We start from the raw sequence: 24,134 nt of genomic DNA, 5'->3' as shown, positions 1-24,134 counted from the left end.
TTCCACCCCCGGCACAACGGGTTGCGATGGACTCCGCCTGAATCATCTGGGACAGAAGCGACTTCGTCGCGATGTGAACGGATCTCGTGCCAGCGGACGATCGTCACGGGCCGACGATCGCCGCGGGTGGGGTGTCAGTTCGTGGGCGGTCGACCCTGGCCGGAGTAGTCGCGCAGGAGGCGACGGCCCGTGGCGGTGATGTGGAATTCGTCGGGGCCGTCGAGGATGCGGGCGGCGCGGGCGGTGCGCAGCAGGCGGGGGAGACCTGTTGCGGCGGTGAGACCTTCGGCGCCGTAGACCTGGACGGTGGCATCGACGGCGGTGCCGAGAGCGCGGGCGGCGGCGGTCTTGGCCAGGCCGACCTCGATCTGGGCGGGGGCGTCGGCGGCCACCGCGCGGGCGGCCTGGGCGGCGAGCAGCCGTGCCGAGCGGAGCTGTAGTTCGGACTCGAACACCAGCTGCTGGATCAGTTGGCGATCGGCGAGAACGCCGTCGCCGAGCCGGCGTTCGCTCGCGCGGCGGGCGAGTTGTTCCACGGTGCGCTGGGCCTGCCCGATCCAGCGCAGCGCGCGCAGGGTGCGCCCGAGCGCGAGCCGTTCGGCCGCCAGCGCCATCCCGGCGCCGACCGAGCCCAACAGGTGCGTGCCGGGCACACGGACGCGGTCGAATTCGATCTCGTGCTGGCCGCCGGCACCGAGCACGTCGACCACCCGGATCACCCGGAATCCCGCGGTGGTGGTCGGTACGGCCAGGATCGAGAATGCTTGCCGCGTGGGCAGATCCATACCGGTGCGGGCGACGACGAGCACCCACTCGGCACGCGCGGCGGCCGTGATGAACCATTTGCGGCCGGTCACGATCCATCCACCGGACCCGTCGCGGACGGCGGTGGTGCGCAGGCCGCTCGGGTCGGATCCGGCCACCCCGGGCTCGGTCATGGCGTACGCCGCCTTCGCGGTGCCGGTCACCAGCTCCGGGAGCAGGCTCGCGCGCAGCTCCGGATGCGCGTGCGCGCCCAGCATGCGGACGGTGAGCAGGGCCGAGGAGCCGAGCGCCTCGGGCCCGTGATCGCTGCGGCCCTCCAGCTCCGCGAGCGCAAGGTAGTCCGTCAGCGGGACGCCTCCGCCGCCGTGCTCCCGTGGCAGGGGCAGCGCCCAGAGTCCGGCGTCGATGGCTTGCGCGCGCAGTGTGGCCCACGCCGCACCGTTATCGGCGTCGAGCGCGTCCTCGAGCGGAATGACCTGGGAGTCAACGAATTCCCGGACCCGACTCGGCAGGGATGCAGAGGGGATGGATGTGGGGGGTGATTCGGGCGACATGTCCCGATCGAACCATTTGCCGGAACTCAATCGCTCTTCCGGCCGACTCGTTGTCTGCACACCCGAATCCGGCGGAAGGCGCGCAATGTCGCACACACACGCAACCATCCCGGCGGTCGCTCCCTTGCTCGCGGGCGCGACCGCGACCGTCAGCGGGTCCGGCGCGGCGGCCGAGGTGCTGCGCATCCACCTCGACGCGCTCGGCGCGGCCGTCACCGTCGGCGACCTGCCCCGCGGCGTAGCGGCGACGGCGCACCTGGCCCTCCCCGACGGCACCCGCCGCGAGTTGACGGTGGATTGGGCGGGCCCGGTCGCGGAAACGGCGCTCACGAATGAGACTGCCGTGCAGGCGATCTGCGGGGTCATGCACGTCAACGGCCGCCGGGCCGGCCGCCCCCGGGGACTGTCGGTCGACTACTGCGAGACCGCTGCCGGAGCCCTCGCCGGCACCGCGTTGCTGGCCAGCCTGCTCACCGCGCCCGGCGGCTTCGCCCGGGTCGAGACCAGCGTCGCCGAGGCCGCCCTGCTGTCGATCTCCCAGTACCTGGCCGCGGCCGGCGCCGACGATCCCGAAGCCGTGGATCTCGCCCCGGGCGGCCCGCCGTTCACCAGCGCCGACGGCATCCGATTCGAAATCGAGTCGCTGCAACCGGAGCCGTGGGGTGCGTTCTGGACGGAGCTGGGCGCGGAACCGAGTGCCTGGCGAAAAGGCTGGCGCCCTTTCCAATTCCGCTACGCCACCGCGACCGCGCCGCTCGCCGGGAATCTGCACGACACCACCCGCGCGCACACCTTCGACCAGATCCGGGTGGCCGCCGCGCATTCCGGGGTCCAGGTGTGCCGCCTGTACAGCGCGGCGGAAACGGGTACGCCCTCCCCGCAGTCGCTGCCCGCGCCGTGGACGGTGCTGCCCGTCCCGAATTCGCCGTTCGCCCAGTGGGATCGATGTAACGGCTCGCTCGAAACTCCACTGAGCGGTCTCGTCGTCCTGGAAGCGGGCCGCCGGGTGCAAGCGCCGCTGGCAGCGCACCTGCTGCGCCTGCTCGGAGCCGACGTGACCCGCATCGAACCGCCGGGCGGCGATCCCCTGCGCGAGATGCCGCCGTGCAGCGGCGATCTGTCGTCGCGCTGGCTGGCGCTCAACCGGCGCAAGCGGGCGGCCGAATTCGACATCAAATCCACCGCCGACCGGAAGCGTCTGCGAGCCCTGGCCGCCGAATCCGATGTCTTCCTGCACAATTGGGCTCCCGGCAAGGCCGAGCTGCTGAAGCTCTCGGCCGCCGACATGCCGCCCGGCGTGGTTCACGTCTACACCTCCGGCTGGTCCGGTCTCGACCTCGGCGATCTGCCGCCCGGCACCGACTTCATGGTCCAGGCCCGCACCGGCCTCGCGGAACTGGTCGGCCCGCCGTGCGCGCCGCCCGCGCCCTCCCTGATGACCCTGCTCGATGTGCTCGGCGGCATCCTCGGAGCGGAGGCCGCCGTCGCCGGCCTGCTGCTGCGGCAGCGCGACCGCACCGGTGCCGCGGTCGAGAGCAGCCTGCTGAGCGCCTCGAATACGCTGCGCCGCTGTGGTGTCCGCCCGCAGTCGGCGGATCGGCAGCCGATTCCCGACGGGGACGGCTGGACGACCGGCACCGTGGCGGTCGCCACCGATCTCGGTGACCTGCTCACCGATGCGCGCTTCGCCGCGGTGATCGGCCGCGACGAATTCGGCTGCCCGGCCCTGAGCACCCCGTGGAGAATCTCGTGAGCGGCACCGAAAGGACCGTCGCGCGCTGGTATTCGGACCTGGTGCCGACCGAGCTCAGGGATTTCTGGGCGCGAGCCGGGTACTACCCCGGCCGTGACATCTACACGCTCTACGCCGCGCGGTGCGCACAGCATCCCGACAAGCCCGCTGTGATCGATGCTGACGGCACCGTCACCTACGCCGAACTCGATGAACAGGCCCGGCGACTGGCGGCTGGACTGTCCGGGCTCGGGGTCGCCGCCGAAGATGTTGTCGCCGTGCAGCTTCCGAACGGCCGCCTGGCCTGCGCCGTGGACCTCGCCATCGCCGCGCTGGGGGCGGTCGCGCTGCCGTTCCCGGTGGGACGCGGCGGCCGGGAAGCGGCGAGCCTGCTACGGCGCTCCGAAGCCGTCGCCGTCATCACCCTGGCCGAACACAATGGCTTCCCCTGCGCCGCACGCATCCGCGAAATGGCGGCCGAGCTGCCCGCACTCCGCGCGGTCGTCGCCGTCGGGCGGCACGTCGCGCGCGGCTGCGTGCCCGTGCACGCCCTGCTCACTACCGACGCATGCGAATTCCGGCCCCGGACTGTGGATCCCGACGGCCCGGCCCGGATTCTCGTTACCTCCGGTTCGGAAGCCGAACCGAAAATGGTGCTGTATTCGCACAATGCGCTGGCGGGCGGGCGCGGGGCCATGCTGGCGGCACTGCACGAGGATCCGGCCGCCATGCGCAATATGTTCCTGGTTCCGCTCGCCTCGGCGTTCGGTTCCAGCGGCACCTCGGTCACCCTGGCCACCCTGGGGGCGACGCTGGTGTTGCAGCCCAGGTTCGAGCCCGCCGCCACCCTGGCCATGATCGAAAGGACCGCTCCCACACATCTGCTCGGCGTCCCGACCATGCTGCGGATGCTGCTCGATCATCCGGCCATCGGCACCGCGGACCTGTCGAGCCTGCGGGCCGTGGTGGTCGGCGGCTCCGCCCTCGACACGCCGACCGCCGTGCGCGGTCGCGAGGTGCTGGGCTGCCCGGTGATCAACCTCTACGGATCCGCCGACGGCGTCTCCTGCCACACCGCCCTCGACGATCCGCCCGAACGTGCCACCACGGCCGGCCGTCCCCATCCGGCCGTCGCCGAAATCCAGGTCGTGGACCGCGAATTCAACGGCCTGCCAGCAGGGTCGGTGGGGGAGATCGTGTCCCGCGGGCCGATGTCGCCGATGTGCTATGTCGACGACGCCGAACTGGATCGCACACTGCGCACCGCCGACGGCTGGACCCGGACCGGCGACCTCGGCGTCCTCGATCCGGACGGATACCTGACGATCGTGGGCCGCAGCAAGGACGTCGTCATCCGGGGCGGGCTCAATATCAGCCCGGCCGAGGTGGAATCGCTACTTCTCACCCATCCGGCCATCACCGACGTGGCCTGTGTGGCGGTGCCGGATCCGCTGTACGGAGAACGGTTGTGCGCCTGCGTCGCCGCCACCGCCACGCTCACCCTGCGTGATCTCACCGAGCATCTCGCCGAGCGCGGCCTGGAACCGCGCAAGTTCCCCGAGCGCCTGCTCGCATTGCCCGAGCTGCCACTGGGCCCGGCAGGGAAGGTCGATCGCCGCGTCCTGCGGCGGATGGCGGGATCGCACGAAAACGGTTCTGCCTGAATCGAATTCGGTGATCCACCTCACGTGGTGGCCGGGAACCAGGAGCGGTCGCATCCGACTAACTGTCCGGAAAATGCAAGTCACAGTTGATGAAGGACCATTCGTGAGGGAAATCCAGTATTCCGCCGTGCGTCGTGGTGCCCGTGTCGCGGGCGCCGGGGCAGCGGCGGCCGTGGCCATCGGCCTGCTCTCCACCGGCGCGGCCGATGCCGACACCTTCGTGCCCCTGCCGGACGGGCAGAAGTCCGCGCCGGGCGTCATGGTCACCCGCACCGGCGAACACGCCGTGGTCTCACCGTCGCTGGCGGCCAATGGCGCTGGCCGGGTGGTCTGGGTTTCCGGGATCGCGACCGCCGACGTCACCGATACGCCGGACGGCACCGTCGGCCCCAACAATGGCCCGGTGAACCAGGCCGGCTCCAACAACTCCTCCACGCACGGCGCCTCCCAGATCAGCACCGGCTATATCGTCGGCTGCCAGGTGAGCATCGGCGAGGATGCCGTCTCGGCCGGGATCTCGGGTTCGCTCAGCCTCAACGGCGGCAGCCTCGGTGGGTCCATCGGCGTGAATCTCGGCCCCGGCCAGGTGCGATTCGTGCAGATCGACTACAAGGACATCCTGAAGGCGGGAGCCTACTCGGTGGAATACCGGGACGCCGAGATCCAGATTCAGGGCTGCGCCGGTTACGCCCAGGCGCGGGCCTACACCGTGGTCGAGATCATCGGTGACCACTACTCCAAGACCACCCTCTACGGGCAGCCGTTCAGCATCGGCTGACGTCGCGGCCGACATTGCCAATTCACCTCTCGCATCAGCGAATTCGATACCCAGAGGGAAGTCATCATGCAGTTCCGTAAGACCGCGGCCCGGCTGGCCGGAATCGGTGCGGCCGCCACCGTCGCCCTGGGCCTGTCCGCCGCCGCGGCCCACGCCGACACCTTCGTACCGCTGCCCGGCGGCCACCTGACCCAGACCCTGTCCGACGGCACCGTCATCGATGTCACGCTGACCGGCGAATCCGCCACCATCAGCCCGTCGATGGGCGCGACTCCCGTGCACCGCAACGCCTGGACGTCCGGCGCCGTCTCGGTGCAGCTGTCCGGAACCACCGCCAAGGGCGGCCGCATCGACCCCGGATATGTCGTCGGCTGCCAGGTCGCCATCGACGGCGGCGGCGTGAACGGCGGCCCGAGCGTCGGGGCCAGCTGGGACAACCAGGGCAATGTCACCCCGCAGGCGGGTGTGAACGGCGGCGGCAACCTCACCCTCGGACCCGGCCAGGCCCAGGCCTTCCACCTGCTGGATCTGGAAAAGCCCGACGACTTCGGCCGCGAGACCCATCGCTGGCGCAATGAATTCCACGGTCTGAACGGCAGCGTCAGCTGGTCCGACGAGACCATCGGCCTGTCGGGCTGCGGCGGCTACGCCCAGGCCCGATCGTTCGTCAACGTCGAAGTGGAAACCGATAACGTCAAGACCTGGGTCACGCTCTGGGGACAGCCCTTCAGCCTCGGATGACCGAGCGGACGCGAGTGACTGCCAGAGAGGAATCGGCGATGAGCACACGGTTCGGCGTCATACCCAGGATCGCCGGATTCCTGCTCGTGCTCGCGGTCGTATTCGGTGCGGCCCGGGCGGTCGGCACGTGGGCTGCTCCCGGCCACTCCGGGCCGCCGGCTCCGACGACGACGGCCCGTCACGGCCACGGCCACTGAGAAGACGCACGGCCGACGGGTACGTGCCCGGGTGGGCGTACCGGTCGGCCGCGGTGCGGGGTCGGGTAGTGCGTCAGGACTTGCGGCGGGCGAATCCGAGGCCGAGGCCACCGAGCAGGCCCAGTGCACCCAGCACGATGCCGATGCTGCCGAGCCAGCGGGCCGTCGTGTCCTTCTCCGACTGGGACTGCGGCATCGCGGTCTTGACATCACCGTGACCGGCCGCCGCCCCGGACTGCTTCGCGGCCAATTGCAGTACCGGAGCTGGATTCTCGGGCTCGGAGCCGCCCGACGAGGTCTGGTCCCACTTCACGACCTGCCCATCCGCATAGGTCTGGGTGGCGGGCATGGTGATCGAATCGGTGTCGGGCAGGCCGTCGGCCAGTACGGCGAAGGTCCCGAACTGTCCGGGGCCGATGCCGCCGCCCGCGTCCGCGGTCCAGGTGACGCCGGTGACCTTGTGGTCGGCGTCGCGCGAGACCTCCGCGCGCCACCCGGGCATCGTCTGGGTGTTCACCTCTGTCAGCGCCGGGAATTGCACGGTCAGTGCGGTGGTCGGGCTGCCGGTGGCCGACTCGTTCGGTACCCGGAACGTCAATACTGCCGAACCGCCCCGGGCGGCATCGGGCCCGGAGACGCTGACGTGAGCACCCGCGGGTGCGGCCGCGATCACGACGGCAGCGGCCGCGGCGACGCCGGTGAATCCGGCTCGATACATCCATGATTTCTTCATCGAAACGGTCACTCCTTCGTCTGAACGGGATCGGAGACAACCTCATGCTCTCCGTAGACTATGCCACCTTTTCAGAGCCGATATCTATAACCCAATGCCCGGTGTCGAACCGGCTCGGCTCGGTCGCGCGAATCTCTTCCGTTCAGAAGCGAATTGGCCTTGTGGTCGAGTTGATTTCGAGGGGCGGAAGGGATTTCGGTAATTCCGGAGGAGCGGTTATAGTCGTCGCGAATCCATTCCGCTCCGGCTTGTCTGTGAAGGTTGTCGACGATGGTTGTCCTCGCGTGTGCCGGCGCTCCGTCGCGTGACCGAATACGTGGCAGCCTGGCCGGAATTCTGTGTGGGCTATTGGCCATAGCGGCCCACGGTTTCGAGGGTGCCCTGCCGCATTCGGCGGCGCTGACACTGCTGCTCCTGGTCAGCGGTACTGTCGGTGCCGCGGTCGGATCTTCCGCCGGCCGTGGGCGGGTCCGGCTCGTCGCGGCGCTCGGAGCGGGGCAGTTTCTCGCGCACAATGCGATGATGATGGCGACCATCGCGGATCATTCCCACGCCACCGTCGAAGGGTCCGGCGTCGCCGGATGGATGATGCTGGCCGTGCATGCCGTGTCCACCGTGCTCGCCGCATCGCTGATCGCCGCCGTGGAGCGCGTCTACGCCGCGGTGTCGCGTGCCGTCTGGTCGTTGCTCGCCCACTTCGAATCGCTTGCGCCGGGTGATGATCGGCTGGTCCGCACACCCGACGCGCACGTCCGGCCGCCCGGTGCGCTGCTGCTCGGCGCCATCTCCCGGCGTGGCCCGCCGACCTCTGCCGCCCTCGCGATCGCGCTCTGATCCGGATAGGCCGGGTACGCGCGTGTCCGAGGCTGCCCTTGTGCCCGTCGCGGATACGTAGTCCGCGCCGGAAGGATATCGGTGCGTCCATTTTTCGGTCCGGCTCCCGGCCACGTAATTCGCGCGGTGAGAAATTCTTCCGCGGCCGTATGTAATTGACTTCTTGCGCTGATATCGAAAATCGCGCGGTGTCGATCATCTATCGACCATTGGCGATTCGTGCTGCGCGCATGACGGATTCGTGCTGCCGTCGACCGTTCCGGTCGGCGTGTGGAAGGGAAATGCTTTGTCGAGCAATAAATTCACGTGGCCCGGTCGCGGGCTGCCCCGGCTGCGGCCCGCGTTCACTGTGCTGGCCGCGGCACTGATCGGTGCGACGGTGCTGGGCACCGGAGTGGCCGACGCGCACTCGCACATCACGCACGCGGAGCCGGCCGACGGCGCGGTGCTGCAGGCGGGACCGCCGCAGGTGAGCGTCACCTTCAACGAGAAGGTGGACGATCCGGAATTGGCGGTCAGCGGTCCGGACGGCAACACCTGGTCCGTCGGCGATGTGCATGTCGACGGTCGCACACTCAGCGTCGATCTGGCCCCGCTGGGCCCGGCCGGGGTGTACACCACTCACTTCACCGTGACCTCCAAGGACGGCCACCGTATCGAGGGGCAGCGCACGTTCACGCTGGCCCAGCCCGGTGACGGCACCGCGCCGCAGCGGTAGTTCCCCTCCTCCCCACAGCTTTTCGTCTCGCGGACCGCAGTTCGCGAGGAAGGACATCCCCCGATGAAGACCCTGAACAAGTTCACCGCCACCGCCGGGCTCGCCGTCGCCGCGCTCGCCATCACCACCGGCACCGCCGCCGCCGACGCCCCCGCGACCCAGGAACGGCCGGGCAGCACCATCAGCACCGACGTCGTCCCCGGCATCCACTACACCGCCAATGTGGTGGATCACTCCGTCGTGCTGCGCACCGACGCCGGCCGGATCAATGTGCGCGGCAGCCAGTTCGAGGTGCTCGACGCCGACGGCAAGCTGGCCTTCGGCATGCCGCTGACCTACCAGCTGGACAAGAAGGACTGGCCGATCGCCGCGCAGGTCGACGCGGACGGCAAGACCATTACCCTCACCCCGAGCGCCGACCCCGCGCAGGCCACCCCTGCCGCCGAGGTCGCCCTGAAGCCGATCTTCTCCCAGGACGACCTCAATGACGCGCTCGGCGTGGCGGGCACCCAGATCGGCCTGGCCACCGCGATCGGCGGCATGCTCGGCGCGGCCATCGGGCTCGTGGGCGGCTGCATTGCGGGTGCGGTCGTCGGTACCACGCTGATGCCGCCGGCCTTCCTGGTCGGCGCGCCCGGCGGCTGCATCGCGGGCGCGGGTGTCGGCGCGGGCCTCGGCACCGCCATCGGCACCCTCGCCATCGGCGCGCCGGTGACCGTGGTCAGCCTGATCCAGATGTACAACACCCTCACCAACGCCCAGAATTGATCCGCATCCCGGGTGTCCCGCGTCGCCGGGACGCCCGGGCACAGCGAATTCGGCTCCCTCCGAACGGATTTCCCGCCATGCTCTCCTCCGTTTCCCGGACCGCTATCACGGCCGCGATCAGCGCCACCGCCCTGCTCACCGGCGCGGGCGTCGCCTCCGCGCACGTCACCGTGTCCGCCCCCGACGCCGTCCAGTCCGGCGACGCGGTCCTCACCTTCCGCGTCCCCAACGAGTCCGGCACCAATAGCCCGACCACGGCACTGACCGTTCAGTTTCCGTCCCTGCTGTCGGTCGACGCCCAGCCGATTCCGGGGTGGAAGTCGGTCATCATCAAGGACGCCGGCGGCAAGGTCACCGCCGTCACCTGGACCGCCGATCCCGGCGCGGGCATCGCGCCCGGCCAGTTCCAGCAGTTCCAGGTTCTCGCCGACGACCTGCCCGACCAGGAACACCTCACCTTCCCTGCCACCCAGACCTATTCCGACGGCGAGGTCGTGAAATGGGATCAGGCCGATAACCCGGACGGCACCGAACCCGAACGCCCGGTCCCCACACTGGATCTCGCGCCGAAGGGCTCCGACCACAAGCCGACTGCGGCGGCGACCGCCGACCACGACACCACCGCGCGCCGGCTCGGCGGCATCGGCATCGCTCTGGGCTCACTGTCACTCCTCGCCGCCCTCGGCGTCACGCTGCGACGCCGAAGCTGACCAGGCTGTTCAGTGAGCGTGCTCATGGCGCTGGACGGTGACCGGTTCCGTCGGTGACGAGTGCCCCGACAGCCGGCCCACCGTCCACGATGTAGCGAAGACGAATGTCAGAAACAGCGCGAACACCCCGGCCCGCCATCGGGGCGTATGCTCGCGGCGCCGCGCGCCTTCTTTCATTTCCGCTGTCTCCCTTGCGCTCTCCCGCCATCGTAGAGCCGATCGCGATGCGGCGTGACCGGCCGGTCCGGCCGTGCGGGGTGGCCGCCCGAGCTCAGCCGAGGTGATCGAAGCGCTTCTTCGTGGTCGTGACAGGGGAGCTCAGGGTCAGATCGAGGACGGTGACGGTGATGTCGGTGATGGAGCCGGATTGGAATTTGGCGGCAGTGTCGTTGAAGAGCTGGACGGGATTCACCGTGACGGTGGCCTGCTGGGGGAGGCCGATGCAGAGGGCGGGGGCCAGGGAGCTGCCGTTGACCGCGGAGCCCTGGTAGGGGGTCGCGCGCACGGTTACCGAGAGTTCCGCGCCGAGGCCGGCGGTGCACTGGTAGGAGACGCTGATCACCGCGTTGCCGTTGGTTTCTCGGGCGGCGTCCACGGTCAGGGTGGGGGCCGCGCCCGCGGTGCCGGTGGCGAGGACGGTGGTGGCGGCGACCGCACCGAGTGCGGTGACGAGGGAGCGTGCGTACACGGCGTTTCCTTGCTGTCCGGACGGATTCACTGCTTCCACGCGAAGCACCGATGGTGTAGCGACCGGCCGGCCGGACAGCCCGCATATCCGACTTCAATACCGTTGGCCTGCACTATTTTTCGTAACCCTCCGGTGCTTCGGGTGTGAGGATAGCGGATAGCAAACCAACCGTGATGAACTTTTGAGACTTTCACCTCAAATTACTGGTCACCTGACCGAGAAGAGTGGCAGCGCTGGTCGGCCGCGCCATGACCCCGCGGCCGGACCGGGCTGGGTCGGCGAGGGGTGTTCGGCGCGCCATTGGCTGGGGGTCAGGCCGTAGCGCCGGCGGAAGCGGCGGGTGAAGTGGGTGGGGTCGCGGAAGCCGCTGGCGTGGGCGATGGCGGCGATGGAGCGCTGCTGAGCGACCGGGGCGACCAGCAGGCGGCGGGCGTGGTCGAGACGGGCGGCGATGAGGCATTGTTCGAGGCTGATCCCGGACTCGGCGCACAACCGGTAGAGGCGTCGCACCGAAATATGGTGCGCGGCTGCGATAGTCGGCATGTGCAGGTCGGGGTCGGTGGCGCGGCGGCGGGTGAAGTCCAGGATCTGGCGCATCAGCAGCCGGGCGGGGACCGCGGTGCCGTCGCAGGGGCCGTGCTCGGCGGCCGAGATCAGCACCGCGCGAATCAGCTCGATGCATGCGTGGCCGAACTGCTCGGCGCCGGCATCGGCGACGAGGCCATCTGCACGGTCGATCATGGAGGCCAATTGCGTGGTCAGGAACGAGTGCAGGGGGCTGGTGTGCAGGTGTCCGGTCGCGGCGGCGATGGTGTCGCCGGGTAGGTCGAGGCCGTCGGCGTCGAAGAACATTCCGATCGGGGAATCCTGCCCGGACCAATCGAATCGGAGTGGCCGCGAGTAGTCGAAGACCTCGCACGCCCCCGGCCGCGACACGTATCGGCGGTGCTCATGCTCACGGCGACCAGCACGCAACGGCAACAGTGACACCGCGAGCGTGGAAGTCGGGGATGCGCGCACATGCGCGGCGTTGCGGGTGGTCGACATGCCCGGCATATTCGCCCGCAACAGAGTCACGGGCCCGACCTGCCACGACTCCATCCGCGCCGACACCGCATCCTGCCCGGGCGCGAGTTCGAGTTCCCGGTCCGCCCGAAGTGCTGTTTGCTCGAGAATCGCTACGAGACCGGGGAGGCGATCTCTCGACGGCAGGGTGGCGGTGTCGAATACCACGCTCATCGGTCAGCTCCCACCCCCGCTCCGTGCGCGATTCCGCGCCCCGCCACGATCGAGGTGCGCGCCGTCGGGCACCCCTGAGCCGGAAGCTTAAACACGTGAACGGCTAATCGGCGGCACCTACTGAATCCCGGATATTCCTCCCATCACACCGAAAACCGACAGGCAAACGGGGCATCGTCGGCTCACCGTGCCGACCCACCGGCTCTCGCTGCCAATTCCGGACGCTCCGCGTGCTCGGCGCATATCGGGCACTCCGAAACGGGACCGGCCTCGAATACGCGGCGTGGCGTACCCGTGCCTTCCGGCCGGGCACGCCACCTTCGGTGAATTCACCCTGTGCACAGCATGATTCGCCACTCCAGACCTTCCTTCCGTGAAAGGACCCCAGCGTCATGTCCGCCCGCGCAGTCCTCGTGATCGTGGCCCACGTCCTGTTCGCCGCCGCGGCCGCACCCGCCGCCGCCCAACCGCTCCGGTCGGGCGGGTACCGGATCTTCCTCGAGGCCCAGCCCGCCTACCCACTGCGCTCCGTCGTCGCCGCGGCCGACATCGCCGGGGGGCGAGCGGGTGCCGACGAGGGCGCGGACACCAACCGGTGGGAGCCGGTGCTGATGGGATACCGTCCCGCCGGGCCGGTGTTCCGGCTTCTCAACTCCTCGACCCGGCTGTGCCTGCAACCCGTTCGGCTCGACTCGCTGACCTACTCCGTCGGCCAGAACGTGTGCGGCGTCGCCGACACCGGCCTGTGGTACATGAGCGAGACCAACGGCAACCATCGCCTCAGCCTCGCCTCCGACCCCAGCCGAACCCTCTACGGCGACACCACCTCCACCACACCCGTCGCACTGCTCGGGACCATCGGCGACGAGCCGCGCGCCCGCTGGATCTTCCGCCACCTCTGACCCGGTCGCGTCCACCGATAGTCCCGCTGCGGCCGGCCGCTGGTTCCCCTGCAGGTGGGTGGTTCGGTGGCGACCGGCCGCAGCGGGTGGGCAGGGGAAGGCGGCTCATTGCGTTCCCGCGGGCCTCTTCGAGGCTGTCAATGTCGGTAGCCGCTGCCAACAGCTGTGCCTGCACGACCTTCGGCCCACACTGCCACCGCGGTGATCGATACACGCCCGGAGTTCGTCGAACCGATGCCGGGCACCGTGTGCCGGTGAGGATATGGGAAGGCGCGCGGGAGGGGTGCACCCTTCCTCACCGCCGCCGCACTGCCACTGGACGGCGGCATCACCGAAGCCTTCACCGTCCCGGAATAGCCGTCCACCCGATCACGCTGTGGCCGTGCGAATTATCGAATGTTCGTACCCCGCGGTGGTTCGAACAGCATCCACAACCTTCTGTACTTGCCTGAACTGGAGATATCGGCAGACTTCCGGACGGCATCGAAATCCCTACGGGACGGACTGATCCACCCGGTCGGTCATGGTGTGCTCGGTGACGAAATCGAATATGGCATCGTGCATTTGGTGCAGGCCGGGCTCCTCGAGCGGATAGTGTCCGGCGTTTTCCAGCATCACCGTGTCGACCGGTACCCGCGTGATCCGGGAGAGCACGAGATCGCTGAGGTGGTAGGGCGACCACGGGTCCTGGGCGGGCTGGGTCAGCAGGACCGGGCACGCGTCGAAGTCCTCGGGCTCGACCGCGGGAGCGTAATCGCCGTAGCTGGAAAGGAAGTGGACCGACACCCAGTTGCCCGCTGAGGTGCGGTCGCGGGTCATGACTCGGAGCGCTCGCGGATCGTTGACCAGCGCCGACATTTTCGACGCCAGGGTCATCGGGTATTTCATCCGAGCGGCCGGGGTGCGCGCGATGGTGCGCAGGAGCGGGAAGCCGACGCGTGAGGTCGCGATGTCGTGCGCGGTCTCGTCACGCACCTGCTGGATTCGCTGGTCCAGGAAGGTCATTCCCACGATGCCGCGCAACGTGCCCCGCGGGGCCTTGGCCGCGACGTGGTAGGTCAGCATGCCTCCGGCGCTCAGGCCGTAGAGCACAATCGGGCGGTCGTCGCGTGACTGCTCATAGGCCAGGAAGTCGACGACCAGGTCGACCCAATCGTCGTACGAGGGAGTGAATCCCGGCCGTACCCGGGTCAGACCGTAGCCGAGGTTGTCCAGGGCGATGGTTTCGAAGCCGCGCCGGGCCAGCGGAGCGCCCAGGATCAGACTCATCTGGCGGCCGTTGGTCCCGACACCGTGGTGCAGCACGAGCTTCGCCGGCGCCGCCGGATTCGCGTAGCGGTCCAGATGAACGGCGTTGCCGCGCCAGTCCCAGAACTCCTCGGCGGGTGCGGTGTCCTCGTCCAGTCGCAGCGATTGCGGCAGGTACTGCTGCAGTTCTCGCCATGCCTGCTGGTCACGGTAATAGAGGGGCTTGTTCATGGTCACCTCACGTGATGCAACAACGTTGTATAACAATGTTGTATGACAGTATTGCCAAGGAAGGAATCCGGCAAGAGCGAAGTGGTGTGAGATGCCTATCGAAGTCGACAGTGCGGACCGCCGCCGTCGGATCGGCGACGCGGGCCTGCGGGTGGTCCGCGACCGGGGTATCGCCGCGCTGACCGTGCGTGCGGTCGCCGCTGAGTTGGGTGGCTCCACCAGCCTGGTCACCAATTACGTGCGCGACCGCACCGAACTGCTGGGCCTGACCATGGACAGCGTGCTGCGGCAATGGGATACCGAGGCCGAATCGCTGACCGGCGCCGACGGTGGGTTGGCCGAGCTGGCAGCCTGGGCTGTCGACTGGTACAGCGGCGACGGTCCGACCGTGGTCGCGGTGCTGTTGAAGGTGCTTGCCGCCGACCGCCCCGACCCGGATCGTCTGGAGACCGTGCGGCGCGAACTCGACATCCTCCACGGCCAGCTCCGGCACGCGGCACGCGCCGACAATGCCGAGGACTCGGACCTGGCCGCCGACCTGCTCTACCTGATCACCCGCGGCGCGATGGTCACCAGCGTGGAAGACCCCGACCGATGGCCGCTCGAGCGCCTGACCCGCGCCGCGACCCACCTGGTCGACCGCCTGCGGTGATCGGCCGGGCGCGCGGAGCGGTCCGCCGAACCCATCGCCGACACCACATATGTGAAGTCGTAGAACGTTTTTCGATTCGGCGGTACGTCATAGCGCCGGCGAAGGTGCGGTGACGCATTGTTCCGGTGAGAGAGACGAGCGCTCCGCAGTGGGTGGATGCTCGCGAGGCTGCTGGCCATGGATTCAGTGTGTGATGCGCAGGTGGAGTCGCCGGAGGTTCCCGAGCCCGAGGAGCGGTTGGTCGATTACCGGTTCACCCTCGCCGCCGAGCGGACATTCCTGGCTTGGATTCGAACCTCATTGGCGTTGCTCGCCGGCGGTGTCGCGGTGCACGAGCTGGTGCGCACATTCGCGACTCCGTTGGTGCGGACGGTGGTGGCTACCGCGGTGATCGGGCTTGCTGCGGTAGTGGCGGCCGGAGCGTATGTGCGCTGGCAGTCGGTCGACGACGCCATTCGCAGTGATCGCGCGCTGCCGGATTCGGATCTGATGGTTGTGCTTGCTGCGGTGATCGCGACGATTTGTGTCGTGGCCGGCGTGGCCGTGGCGATCGCATGAGCGATACCCCGCGGGATCCCGGATTGCAGGCTGAGCGCACGGCTTTGGCCTGGCGGCGGACGGCGGCGTCGGCGATGGGGGGCGCACTTGTCCTGGTGCACTTCTCGTCACGAGTTTCGGGTTGGCAGGCCGGTGTCGGAACCGCCGCGTCAGCGGCTGTCCTCCTGGTTCTCGCGGTGACCGCTCATTGCCGTGGGCGGCGATTGCGGACCGACTGTCGCAGCCCGATGGGACGGGCGGCGCCCTTGGTGTCCGGTTTCGTGGTCGTAGCGGCGTTCGTTCTGGCGCTTGTCACTGCCACTGTGAAGTAAATCGACGATTCTGGACTATGTGTCTAGTAATAGATACTGTGTCTATGTGAAGGCTGGATGGTCTGGCCTTCGTGGAATACGGAACCGGAGGTGCGGCGATGAGCGCCGAGCGGCGGAATGTCCTGGTGCTGGTGTCGGATCAGCACAGCCCGAAAATTCTTGGCAGTGGCGGTAATTCGCTGGTGCGGACGCCGAATTTCGATGCGATGGCCGCGGCGGGCACGAGTTTCGACAACGCCTACTGCAACAGTCCGATCTGCGTGCCGTCGCGGGCCGCGCTGGCCACGGGGCGCTATGTCAATCAGACCGGCTACTGGGACAACGCCATCGCGTACGACGGTCGGGTCGACGGCTGGGGGCATGCGTTGCAGCGGGCTGGTCGGAGGGTCGAGTCGATCGGAAAACTGCACTACAGAAACGAGTCCGACTCGACCGGGTTCGATCGGCAGGAGCTGCCGATGCACATCAAGGATGGGATCGGCCAGGTGTGGGGATCGGTGCGCGATCCGCTGCCCCGCCGGGAGCAGGCACCGCTCATGGTCACGATTTCAGGTGGCGCCGACAGCGATTACACCCGCTATGACGCCGCGGTGACCGAGCGGGCGTGCCGATGGCTGGAGGAGCCGTCGGCCAAGGCCGAGCCGTGGGTGCTCTACGTCGGCCTGGTCGCACCGCACTTTCCGTATCTCGCACCGCCGCAGTTCTTCGAGCTGTACGACCCCGAGGTGATGCCCGACGCCACGATGCGGCCGGATCAAGGACACCCGCGCCATCCGTGGGTCGAGACGTACGCGCAGACGCTGCCCGGCCTCGACAACGCCAATACCGAGGAAGAACGCCGCCGCGCCACGGCCGCCTACTACGGCCTGGTCAGCTACCTCGACGACAATATCGGCCGTATCCTCGACGCCCTGCATCGCAGCGGAATGGCCGAGGACACCACCGTCGTCTACACCTCCGACCACGGTGACCTCGTCGGCAGTCGCGGGCTGTGGGGCAAGTCGCTGCTCTACAGGGAATCGGCCGGGATTCCGATGATCGTGACCGGGCCCGATATCCCGGCCGGACAGGTCAACCACACCCCGGTCAGTCTGGTCGACATGTATCAGACTGTCCTCGACGGTGCGGGTGTGCCGCTCGGCGACGACGATCGGCCCGGCCGATCGCTACTCGAAATCGCCCGTGGGGCAGACGAACCCGACCGGGTCGCGTTCTGCGAGTACCATGCGATGGGCGCGCCGACGGCGGCGTTCATGGTGCGCAAGGGCGACCATGTGCTGCACCACTACGTCGGCTACGAACCCGAATTGTTCGATATGGCCGCCGATCCTGACCAGACTCGGGACCTGGCCGCCGATCCCGCGCACGCGGCCGTGCTGGCGGACCTGGATGCCGAGTTGCGCCGCATCGTCGACCCCGAAGCGGTCGATCACGCGGCGAAGAAGGACCAGGCAACGCTGGTGGACAGCTTCGGCGGACCCGAGATCGCGGCAACCATCGGAACCATCGGCGAGACACCGGCTCCGGCGACTGCATAGACGAACGGCGATGGGAGGCAATCGAAGATGAGCGGTCACTCGTGCTGCGGTCCCTCCCGCAGCCTCGACTCACCCGACCCGGTCGTGGCACCGGTGCCGACCGGCGTGCCGCGCGCGGGGCAGCGGCTCATCGGTATTCCGGGTGGGACCTTCCTCATGGGAGCCGCCGACCCCGACGGTATCCCCACCGATGGCGAAGGACCGATCCGCGAGGTTGCCTTGCGGCCGTACCGCATCGCAGCCACCGCGGTCACGAATACACAGTTCGCGACCTTCGTGAAGGAGACCGGCTACCTCACCGACGCCGAGCGCGTGGGCAGCGCCTTCGTCTTCCACCTTTTCGTCCCGTCCGAGCAGCGGCACCGCTATGCCTCCCCACCGGGAACCCCGTGGTGGCTCGATGTTCTCGGGGCCTGCTGGCGATCGCCGGACGGCCCCGGCTCGGGCATCGGCGATCGCCCCAACCACCCTGTGGTCCAGGTGTCGTGGAACGACGCGACCGCCTACTGCGACTGGGCCGGGGTCCGGCTCCCGACCGAGGCCGAATGGGAGCGCGCCGCGCGCGGTGGCACTGTGCAGCAGCGGTTTCCGTGGGGCGAGGAACTCGTCCCACGCGGCCGCCGCCACCACGCCAACGTCTGGCAGGGAGTCTTCCCCACCCACAACACCGCCGAGGACGGATTTGTGGGTACTGCACCGGTAAACGCCTTTGCTCCCAACGATTTCGGGCTCTACAACGTGGTCGGCAATGTGTGGGAATGGTGCTCGGACTGGTTCACCACCGAGCATCCGGCGGCCCCGCTGGACAATCCCGCGGGCCCGCCGACCGGTACCGGCAAGGTGATCAAGGGCGGCTCCTATCTGTGCCACCACACCTACTGCAACCGGTACCGGCTCGGCGCGCGGAGCGCCAACACCCCCGAATCAGCGACCGGCAACATGGGATTCCGCGTCGCCGCATCCTGATCCGGTGGTGCGTTCAGTGCGTGAACGCACCACCGGTCGCGGGGGTGCGGCCGTGTTTCATCACCAGCACGATCAACAGCGCGCACACCGTGGCCGCGACCCCGAACCAGAAGCCGAGCTCGTATCCCTTGTCGGCGAAGACATTCGGCAGGGTGCTCTCCTGCGGCGGTCGCCCGGCCACGCTGACGGCGGCCGTGATCGGGTGGGCGCTGACGAACGCGGTGATGACCGCTGTGCCGATCGCGGTGCCGATGCTCTGGGCCGCGCCCTGCATGCCGACGCTGATGCCCTGCTGTTCCGGAGGAACGGCCTCCACCATGAGGATCGGCATGCAGGCGTAGTAGAGCCCGAGCGCGGCACCGAAACCGAAGCTTGTGAGCGCGAAGACCTGCCAGGTGTGCGGCAGCACGGCCAGTGCGACCGTCGTGGTGGCGAACAGGACCAGTGCTCCGATCAAGGGCAATCGGGCGCCGACACGCCGAGCGAGGAGCCCGGCGATGACGCCGAACAGCATGGCAACCAGCCCCTGCCCCAACCCGATTCGCAGGGCGAACTGCATCAGGGACAGGCCGTCACCGTAGCTGTAGCCCGGAGTGAGCGTCACGTGCACCAGTTCCGGCGGTACCGTGTGTCCGGTCGCCTGCGCGATGCGAGCCAGGGCGCGTGACACGATCGTCGGCTCGAGAGCGGATTGGGAGGGAGTCTGCACCATGTACGCGACCGCGTAACTGTGCACGCCGACCAGACACGCGGCGAACACCGCTGTCAGCAGCACCAGGCTGACCCGTGGCGCGAGCAGCAATCGCATGTCCATCAGCGGTGTGCTCGAACGCAATTCGACCAGCACGAACAGCACGAGCGCCACCACCCCGCCGATCAGCCAGGCCAGGGTCGTCGCCTTCGACCAGCCCCAGTCATTGCCTTTCGACACGTACAGCAGCGCCATGGCGACGCCGCTGGAAAGCAGGACAGCGCCGGCGATGTCGACACGACCGCCCACGCGCAGCTTCGATTCCGGCACCACGAACGCCACCAGCGGTGTCATGACGGCCACGAACACGAGCAACACCCAGAACATCGCACGCCAGCTGTGCTGATCGACCAGGTACCCGGCCAGGATCGGCGCCACCGCGGCGGAGAACCCGAGACCGGTCGCCGAGATTCCGAGCCCGATCGGAACATACTTGTGCGGCAACAGATCTCGGATGAGCCCGTAGGCGACGATCGCCATTCCGGCCGCGGTCGACTGGAGGCAGCGCCCCGCCAGGAACAACGGCCAGCTGGTGGTGGTCGCCGAAATCAGACAGCCGGCCGCGAAAACCACTCCGCAGATCAGGAAGATCCGCTTCTTGCCCCAGATGTCACTGAGCTTGCCGATCACCGGTGAAGCCGAAGCGCCGATCAACCCGAACACGATCAGCGACCAGGTGATGTTCGGCCCCGCTGCCGGAAACGATGGTGCGATCTTCTGCAGGGCGGCCGACACCATCGTGAACTGGATCGGTGCGACCTCGGTGTAGAGGACGATGACCGCCAGCACGGTGAAGATCCGCAGCCGCGACGACTCGTCGAGCCGTCCGGTATCCGTACCCGGCACGTCGGACGTGCCGACGGTGGAGGTTGTTGACATTGCACCTTCTTCGTCGATCGCGGTTGAGATCCCGCCAGGCTGCCTGCGAATCCCGCTGCTTCTGTGACGGTTTCGGTCAGCGGAATCCTGGCGGTGCGCCCCGGCGGTCCCGATGGGGACCTTCGACGGTCGAATGTCACTCACCGAAACCGCGGAACCAGTTCGCCTTGCGCCCGGCTACCTTCCGTTCGGTCGAAGTGACCGCTCTCACATTCCATTAGCTGAACGAATGATTCGGCTTCAGAGGAACACCATGAATACACGCAGGACGACTGCTCTCGCCGCCTTCACCTCCGCCGCCGTCATCGGCGGTCTGGTGACCTCCGTCAGCGCCTCGGCGGCACCACCCGCTGCCGCCACACCCGCGGTGTCGTATTCGGCGACGCCGACCGGAGATTCGGTGACCACCACCCTCGAGGGTGGCACCTTCACGCTCTCGCCCGATGGGGCCTCGGTGCTCATCCGCGATGTGTCCGGGCAGCTTCTGGACTCTCTGCCCTCGGCCTTGCGCCTCGACGGCCACCAGATCGCGATCGATCAGCGGATCTCCACCGACGGCCGGTCCCTGGTATCGACGCCGGACTGGGATGCGGTGCGCCACGAGGATATTCGACCCGTCGCCGCGCCCCTCGAGAATCAGCTCGCCATGAACGACCTCATCAACTCGGTCAGCATAGGCACCTCCATCGGCAGTCTCATCGGCACCGCGATCGGCGCGGTCGTCGGCGTCGGTGTCGGGTTCGCGGTCGCGGGCGCCTCCTGCGTGGTCTTGAGTCTCGGCTGCGCCCTGGTGGTGCTACCCGTGGTGACCCTCGTCGGCGGTGTCGGCGGATTGGTGGGTCTGGCCCTCGGGGGCGGCCCGACCGCCGCGGCGGCGTTGTTCGATTACTTCTCCGTCCTGCGCGCCGCGCCGGGGGAGAGCAAGTACGCGCCGTATCTGCCGAACCACGGTCAGCCCACGGCGACCGCACCGGAGGAAAACCGATGAGCGCCGGCCATAGTGGGTCAGCTTCGCTACGTATCGCGACGCTTGCCGCGATGGTGAGCGCCGGTATCGCGGTCACCGCGGTCCCCGGCCGGGCCGACGCCACTGAACCGGTGCACTACACCCTCACCGCGGTCGAGGACTCGGTGCGGACCGCCCTGGACGGCGGGACCTTCGCGGTGTCGGCCGACGGGCAATCGATCGAGGTACGCGACAATGCCGGGCAGCCGGTAGACGCGATTCCCCTGACCGTGTTCGTCGGTGACGCGCGGGTGCCCGTCGCGCAACGCCTCGACGACGAGAACCGCACGCTCACACTGACTCCGGACCTCAGCGCGGTAGATGTGGGCGCGCTGCGGCCGATCGCGTCACCGATCGAGAATCAGGCTGCGCTCACCGATCTGGCCAGCAGTCTCAGCCGCGGACCGCTGATCGGCACGGTTATCGGCATGGCCGTGGGTGCGGTGATCGGCGGAGTGCTGGGGTTGAGCACCTGCGCGGTGATCGGGCCGGCCTGCGTGGCGACGGTTCCGGCCGCCGTGGCGGTCTTCGCCGGGGCCGGCGGGCTGGCGGGAACGCTCGTGGGCGGCGGGGCGGGTCTGGTGGACGGGGTGCGCAAATACCTCACCACCTTGCAGTCCGCGCCGGGCGAAAGTCCCTACGCGCACAACGGATTGCTCGATCCGCAGGGCGCCGGTGTTCCGGATGGGATCCTGCGGCTGCCCAGCGGGTCGGCCAATGGGATCCGCACCGGATCCTCGGCGGGTTCCGCGCACCGCTGACCGGGACTCACAGTAGAGCGTCGTCGTCGAGCAGCGCCAGCACGCGCGTGACCAACGTGTCGGCCGGCATCGGCGGCGACGCCTCGGCAACATCGGGATCCAGCCGCGTGGAGACCCGTCGCGCCGCGTCGACGACCAGCGGGGCGAATCGTTCGACGGTCGTGGCGGTTCCGGGCGCGCTCACTCCCAGCGCGCCGCGAATACCGTCCGCACCCCGGATAACGGTTGCCACACCGTAGATCCCGGGCAGATGCTCCCCGCTGTCGAACGCGAGCCCATTGCGAGCTCGGACGCGCCGCAACTCCGCATACAGGACCGGCAGGCTGGTGATGGTCGCCGGTGTGCACGGCCGCAGCCGTCCCGCCAGGATCGCCTCGGTTTCCTCCGGCTCGATATCCGCCAGCAGCGCCTTGCCCAGGGCGGTCGCGTGCGCCGGTGCGCGGTGGCCGACCCCGACCACCGCGGCCGACGGCACCTTCGCCACGCGGTCGAGAAAAACCACCTCGTCGAAGTCGAGCACGCCCAGATAGGCTGTCGCGCCGGTCAACGCATGGAGTTCCTCGAGCGCGGGCAGCGCCGCGATACGTAGGTCCTCGTTCGTGTCGTGGCTGCCGCCCAGGCTCAGGGCGCGCGGGCCGAGCCCATATCCGCCGGGACGCTGACGCAGCCAGCCCAGTACGGCCAATTGTTCGAGGATGCGGTAGCAACTCGACCGCGGCAGCCCGGTGTGCGCGACCACCTCGTCCAGGCGCATCCGCACCGCCCGGTCGTCGAAGAGGTCCAGGATGAGCGTCATTCGCTCGAGCATCGACTGCGGGGGGCCTTCGGGATTCGGATTCATACCATCACCATGTCGTCGTGGACGTCGAGACCGAACGCCCATTGGCCGTAGAGCCGCAGCGCCGGTTCGGCTTGATTGACCAGGTGAGCCGCGGCGGTCCGGATGTCACGCCACGTCCGTTCGAGGCTCCCGCCCTCGCGGACGGCTTCCGCACCGGCACAACCCATCAGCGACTCCAAGGCCGCCAGCGCCCGTTCGGTGGCGCGCACCTGGTCGCGGCGCGTTCGCAATCGGAGCTCCGCCGGAACCGGTGTGCCGGAGGCAACTACGGCCATGGCCTCGCGAGAATTCCGTTCCAGCTGGAGGATCGACGCGTCGATCTCCCCGAGCCCGCGCGCGATCGCCGCCTGGACCGCGGGATCGATGACCGAACGCGCACCCGCCAGACTGAACGCGGCGCGCCGGCCCGCACGCTCGAGATGGTCCTCGAACGCTCCCTGTACCGCCCCGACGACCGGCATGCACGCCGCGAGGCTGTAAACGATCGCGAGTGGGCAGCGGCCCGGCGGGTTCTCGTTCGCGGTCCCGCGGTCACGCGGGGGAGCGGTCCGCACCCGGGAGGCGGGGACGAAAACCTGGTGCGCGCTCACCCGCCTGCTGCCGGTGCCGCGCATACCGGTGGTGTTCCAATGATCGCCGACCACCAGTTCCTTGCAGGGCACGACCGCGGTGGCGAGGCTGACCGGTGCGCCCTCGGCGGCGATGGTCAGCGCCGCCAGCGCTGCCCACCGGCAGTGGTCGATCGCGGGCAGATTCGGCCATTCCCCGCCCAGCAGATACCCGCCGTCGACCGGTTCGAGCCGACCGGCCGGGGCGTTCGAAACGGATACGAGGACATCCGGCGAGTATCCCCAAATCACGTGCCGCGCTTCGGGTTCCAGCAGCATCACATGCCAGGACGCGGTGCCCAACATCGCGGTCACCCAGCCGATCGACGGTGACGCCGCGGCGAGGGCGCGCACTCCGGCGAAGAAGCCGAGCAGGTCGGGGGCCACCCCGTCGACGCGGGGCCGCAGCAGGTGGAACAGGCCGGTTTCGACGATCGCGGTTATGACCCGCTCGTTCAGGGTGCGATCGCGGTCGGACCGAGCGGCCTGCTCACGCACCAGGGGCGTCAGCGCCGATATCGCCGCCGCCACATCGGCGTACGACCGGCCATCGATGTTTCCAGCCGTCGAACGTGCTGGAAATCGGAACCCGGTCCGGTCGCCGGACCCGCCCGCGGCCACCGTCATCGGGGTTGTCCCGCTCAACGAAATCGCCCGCCTTCCATTGATTTCTCGCTTCTACCGTCGGCTTCATGACGCGGCCGATCCGCCGCGTTCCCGCCATCGACGCAGACCCGTGCGGTCCGCATCGGAGAGGAGCT

General features: G+C 68.7%; 25 protein-coding genes. 17 read left to right on the top strand and 8 right to left on the bottom strand.

All coding sequences use genetic code 11. The annotated features are described in order from the left end of the window. Nucleotides 1-134: 134 nt before the first annotated feature. A complete protein-coding gene (locus ACQP1O_RS37710) occupies nucleotides 135-1,319 on the bottom strand; it encodes an acyl-CoA dehydrogenase family protein (protein ID WP_433563091.1) in 1,185 nt (394 codons plus the stop codon). A gap of 85 nt (nucleotides 1,320-1,404) precedes the next feature. Here ACQP1O_RS37710 and ACQP1O_RS37705 point away from each other — a divergent pair, with 85 nt between their 5' ends. From ACQP1O_RS37705 to ACQP1O_RS37685, 5 genes are all read left to right on the top strand, one after another. After that, the gene (locus ACQP1O_RS37705; protein ID WP_433563090.1) at nucleotides 1,405-3,072 is read left to right on the top strand and encodes a CoA transferase; all 1,668 of its coding nucleotides are present in this window, start codon (nucleotides 1,405-1,407) and stop codon (nucleotides 3,070-3,072) included. Then, nucleotides 3,069-4,715 (top strand): AMP-binding protein, encoded by a 1,647-nt coding sequence (locus ACQP1O_RS37700; protein ID WP_433563089.1) that lies wholly within the window; start codon nucleotides 3,069-3,071, stop codon nucleotides 4,713-4,715. The genes ACQP1O_RS37705 and ACQP1O_RS37700 overlap by 4 nt, the downstream gene beginning before the upstream one ends. 103 nt (nucleotides 4,716-4,818) lie before the next feature. Then, entirely contained in the window at nucleotides 4,819-5,493 is a 675-nt protein-coding gene (locus ACQP1O_RS37695; protein WP_433563088.1) for an MspA family porin, read from the top strand. 66 nt (nucleotides 5,494-5,559) lie between these two features. Then, complete coding sequence (locus ACQP1O_RS37690) at nucleotides 5,560-6,234, top strand: MspA family porin (protein WP_433563087.1); 675 nt, start codon at nucleotides 5,560-5,562, stop codon at nucleotides 6,232-6,234. Nucleotides 6,235-6,272: 38 nt separating this feature from the next. Next, a complete protein-coding gene (locus ACQP1O_RS37685) occupies nucleotides 6,273-6,431 on the top strand; it encodes a hypothetical protein (RefSeq protein WP_433563086.1) in 159 nt (52 codons plus the stop codon). 73 nt (nucleotides 6,432-6,504) lie between these two features. On the opposite strand, the gene ACQP1O_RS37680 is transcribed toward ACQP1O_RS37685, so the two are convergent. Further along, nucleotides 6,505-7,164, bottom strand: coding sequence for a YcnI family copper-binding membrane protein (locus ACQP1O_RS37680; RefSeq protein WP_433563085.1), 660 nt, complete (start codon nucleotides 7,162-7,164; stop codon nucleotides 6,505-6,507). A gap of 348 nt (nucleotides 7,165-7,512) precedes the next feature. On the opposite strand from ACQP1O_RS37680, the gene ACQP1O_RS37675 reads away from it, so the two are divergent. The 4 genes from ACQP1O_RS37675 (at nucleotide 7,513) to ACQP1O_RS37660 (ending at nucleotide 10,194) form a co-directional block, all read left to right on the top strand. After that, nucleotides 7,513-7,998, top strand: coding sequence for a hypothetical protein (locus tag ACQP1O_RS37675; RefSeq protein WP_433563084.1), 486 nt, complete (start codon nucleotides 7,513-7,515; stop codon nucleotides 7,996-7,998). A 286-nt stretch (nucleotides 7,999-8,284) separates the two neighbouring features. Next, nucleotides 8,285-8,716 carry a copper resistance CopC family protein gene (locus ACQP1O_RS37670; protein ID WP_433563083.1) on the top strand — a complete coding sequence of 144 codons (432 nt, stop codon included), beginning with the start codon at nucleotides 8,285-8,287 and terminating at the stop codon, nucleotides 8,714-8,716. Nucleotides 8,717-8,779: 63 nt separating this feature from the next. Continuing rightward, entirely contained in the window at nucleotides 8,780-9,484 is a 705-nt protein-coding gene (locus ACQP1O_RS37665) for a hypothetical protein (protein ID WP_433563082.1), read from the top strand. Between the two features lie 77 nt (nucleotides 9,485-9,561). After that, on the top strand, nucleotides 9,562-10,194 hold the full coding sequence (locus ACQP1O_RS37660; protein WP_433563081.1) for a YcnI family copper-binding membrane protein: 633 nt from the start codon (nucleotides 9,562-9,564) through the stop codon (nucleotides 10,192-10,194). Between the two features lie 271 nt (nucleotides 10,195-10,465). Here the strand turns inward: ACQP1O_RS37660 and ACQP1O_RS37655 are convergent, their stop codons facing one another. Continuing rightward, nucleotides 10,466-10,882 carry a hypothetical protein gene (locus ACQP1O_RS37655; protein ID WP_433563080.1) on the bottom strand — a complete coding sequence of 139 codons (417 nt, stop codon included), beginning with the start codon at nucleotides 10,880-10,882 and terminating at the stop codon, nucleotides 10,466-10,468. 207 nt (nucleotides 10,883-11,089) lie between these two features. Continuing rightward, the gene (locus tag ACQP1O_RS37650; RefSeq protein WP_433563079.1) at nucleotides 11,090-12,121 is read right to left on the bottom strand and encodes a helix-turn-helix transcriptional regulator; all 1,032 of its coding nucleotides are present in this window, start codon (nucleotides 12,119-12,121) and stop codon (nucleotides 11,090-11,092) included. 392 nt (nucleotides 12,122-12,513) lie between these two features. Here ACQP1O_RS37650 and ACQP1O_RS37645 point away from each other — a divergent pair, with 392 nt between their 5' ends. After that, nucleotides 12,514-13,023, top strand: a complete 510-nt coding sequence (locus ACQP1O_RS37645; RefSeq protein ID WP_433563078.1) for a hypothetical protein — start codon at nucleotides 12,514-12,516, stop codon at nucleotides 13,021-13,023. 492 nt (nucleotides 13,024-13,515) lie between these two features. Here the strand turns inward: ACQP1O_RS37645 and ACQP1O_RS37640 are convergent, their stop codons facing one another. Continuing rightward, nucleotides 13,516-14,502 (bottom strand): alpha/beta hydrolase, encoded by a 987-nt coding sequence (locus ACQP1O_RS37640; RefSeq protein ID WP_433563077.1) that lies wholly within the window; start codon nucleotides 14,500-14,502, stop codon nucleotides 13,516-13,518. 91 nt (nucleotides 14,503-14,593) lie between these two features. Between ACQP1O_RS37640 and ACQP1O_RS37635 the strand changes: the two genes are divergently transcribed. The 5 genes from ACQP1O_RS37635 (at nucleotide 14,594) to ACQP1O_RS37615 (ending at nucleotide 18,527) form a co-directional block, all read left to right on the top strand. Then, the gene (locus ACQP1O_RS37635) at nucleotides 14,594-15,154 is read left to right on the top strand and encodes a TetR/AcrR family transcriptional regulator (RefSeq protein WP_433563076.1); all 561 of its coding nucleotides are present in this window, start codon (nucleotides 14,594-14,596) and stop codon (nucleotides 15,152-15,154) included. Nucleotides 15,155-15,331: 177 nt separating this feature from the next. Then, complete coding sequence (locus ACQP1O_RS37630; RefSeq protein WP_433563075.1) at nucleotides 15,332-15,712, top strand: YidH family protein; 381 nt, start codon at nucleotides 15,332-15,334, stop codon at nucleotides 15,710-15,712. Further along, nucleotides 15,709-16,023, top strand: coding sequence for a DUF202 domain-containing protein (locus ACQP1O_RS37625; RefSeq protein WP_433563074.1), 315 nt, complete (start codon nucleotides 15,709-15,711; stop codon nucleotides 16,021-16,023). Before ACQP1O_RS37630 ends, ACQP1O_RS37625 begins: the two co-directional genes overlap by 4 nt. A gap of 98 nt (nucleotides 16,024-16,121) precedes the next feature. Continuing rightward, the gene (locus tag ACQP1O_RS37620; RefSeq protein ID WP_433563073.1) at nucleotides 16,122-17,561 is read left to right on the top strand and encodes a sulfatase-like hydrolase/transferase; all 1,440 of its coding nucleotides are present in this window, start codon (nucleotides 16,122-16,124) and stop codon (nucleotides 17,559-17,561) included. Between the two features lie 27 nt (nucleotides 17,562-17,588). After that, a complete protein-coding gene (locus ACQP1O_RS37615) occupies nucleotides 17,589-18,527 on the top strand; it encodes a formylglycine-generating enzyme family protein (RefSeq protein WP_433563072.1) in 939 nt (312 codons plus the stop codon). A gap of 13 nt (nucleotides 18,528-18,540) precedes the next feature. On the opposite strand, the gene ACQP1O_RS37610 is transcribed toward ACQP1O_RS37615, so the two are convergent. Further along, nucleotides 18,541-20,157, bottom strand: coding sequence for an MFS transporter (locus ACQP1O_RS37610; RefSeq protein WP_433563071.1), 1,617 nt, complete (start codon nucleotides 20,155-20,157; stop codon nucleotides 18,541-18,543). Nucleotides 20,158-20,410: 253 nt separating this feature from the next. On the opposite strand from ACQP1O_RS37610, the gene ACQP1O_RS37605 reads away from it, so the two are divergent. Together ACQP1O_RS37605 and ACQP1O_RS37600 are read left to right on the top strand one after the other, a co-directional pair. After that, nucleotides 20,411-21,145, top strand: a complete 735-nt coding sequence (locus ACQP1O_RS37605; RefSeq protein WP_433563070.1) for a hypothetical protein — start codon at nucleotides 20,411-20,413, stop codon at nucleotides 21,143-21,145. Then, on the top strand, nucleotides 21,142-21,924 hold the full coding sequence (locus ACQP1O_RS37600) for a hypothetical protein (protein ID WP_433563069.1): 783 nt from the start codon (nucleotides 21,142-21,144) through the stop codon (nucleotides 21,922-21,924). Before ACQP1O_RS37605 ends, ACQP1O_RS37600 begins: the two co-directional genes overlap by 4 nt. A gap of 7 nt (nucleotides 21,925-21,931) precedes the next feature. Here the strand turns inward: ACQP1O_RS37600 and ACQP1O_RS37595 are convergent, their stop codons facing one another. Together ACQP1O_RS37595 and ACQP1O_RS37590 are read right to left on the bottom strand one after the other, a co-directional pair. Beyond that, nucleotides 21,932-22,765 (bottom strand): IclR family transcriptional regulator, encoded by an 834-nt coding sequence (locus ACQP1O_RS37595; protein WP_433563068.1) that lies wholly within the window; start codon nucleotides 22,763-22,765, stop codon nucleotides 21,932-21,934. Then, on the bottom strand, nucleotides 22,762-24,018 hold the full coding sequence (locus ACQP1O_RS37590) for a 3-hydroxy-9,10-secoandrosta-1,3,5(10)-triene-9,17-dione monooxygenase oxygenase subunit (RefSeq protein ID WP_433563067.1): 1,257 nt from the start codon (nucleotides 24,016-24,018) through the stop codon (nucleotides 22,762-22,764). Before ACQP1O_RS37590 ends, ACQP1O_RS37595 begins: the two co-directional genes overlap by 4 nt. Between the last annotated feature and the right edge of the window lie 116 nt (nucleotides 24,019-24,134).

The sequence above is a fragment of the Nocardia sp. CA-151230 genome, assembly GCF_050942175.1.
Taxonomy (GTDB): domain Bacteria; phylum Actinomycetota; class Actinomycetes; order Mycobacteriales; family Mycobacteriaceae; genus Nocardia.
The sequence above is the reverse complement of the archived record's forward strand: the minus strand, read 5'-3'. Positions and strand labels throughout refer to the sequence as shown.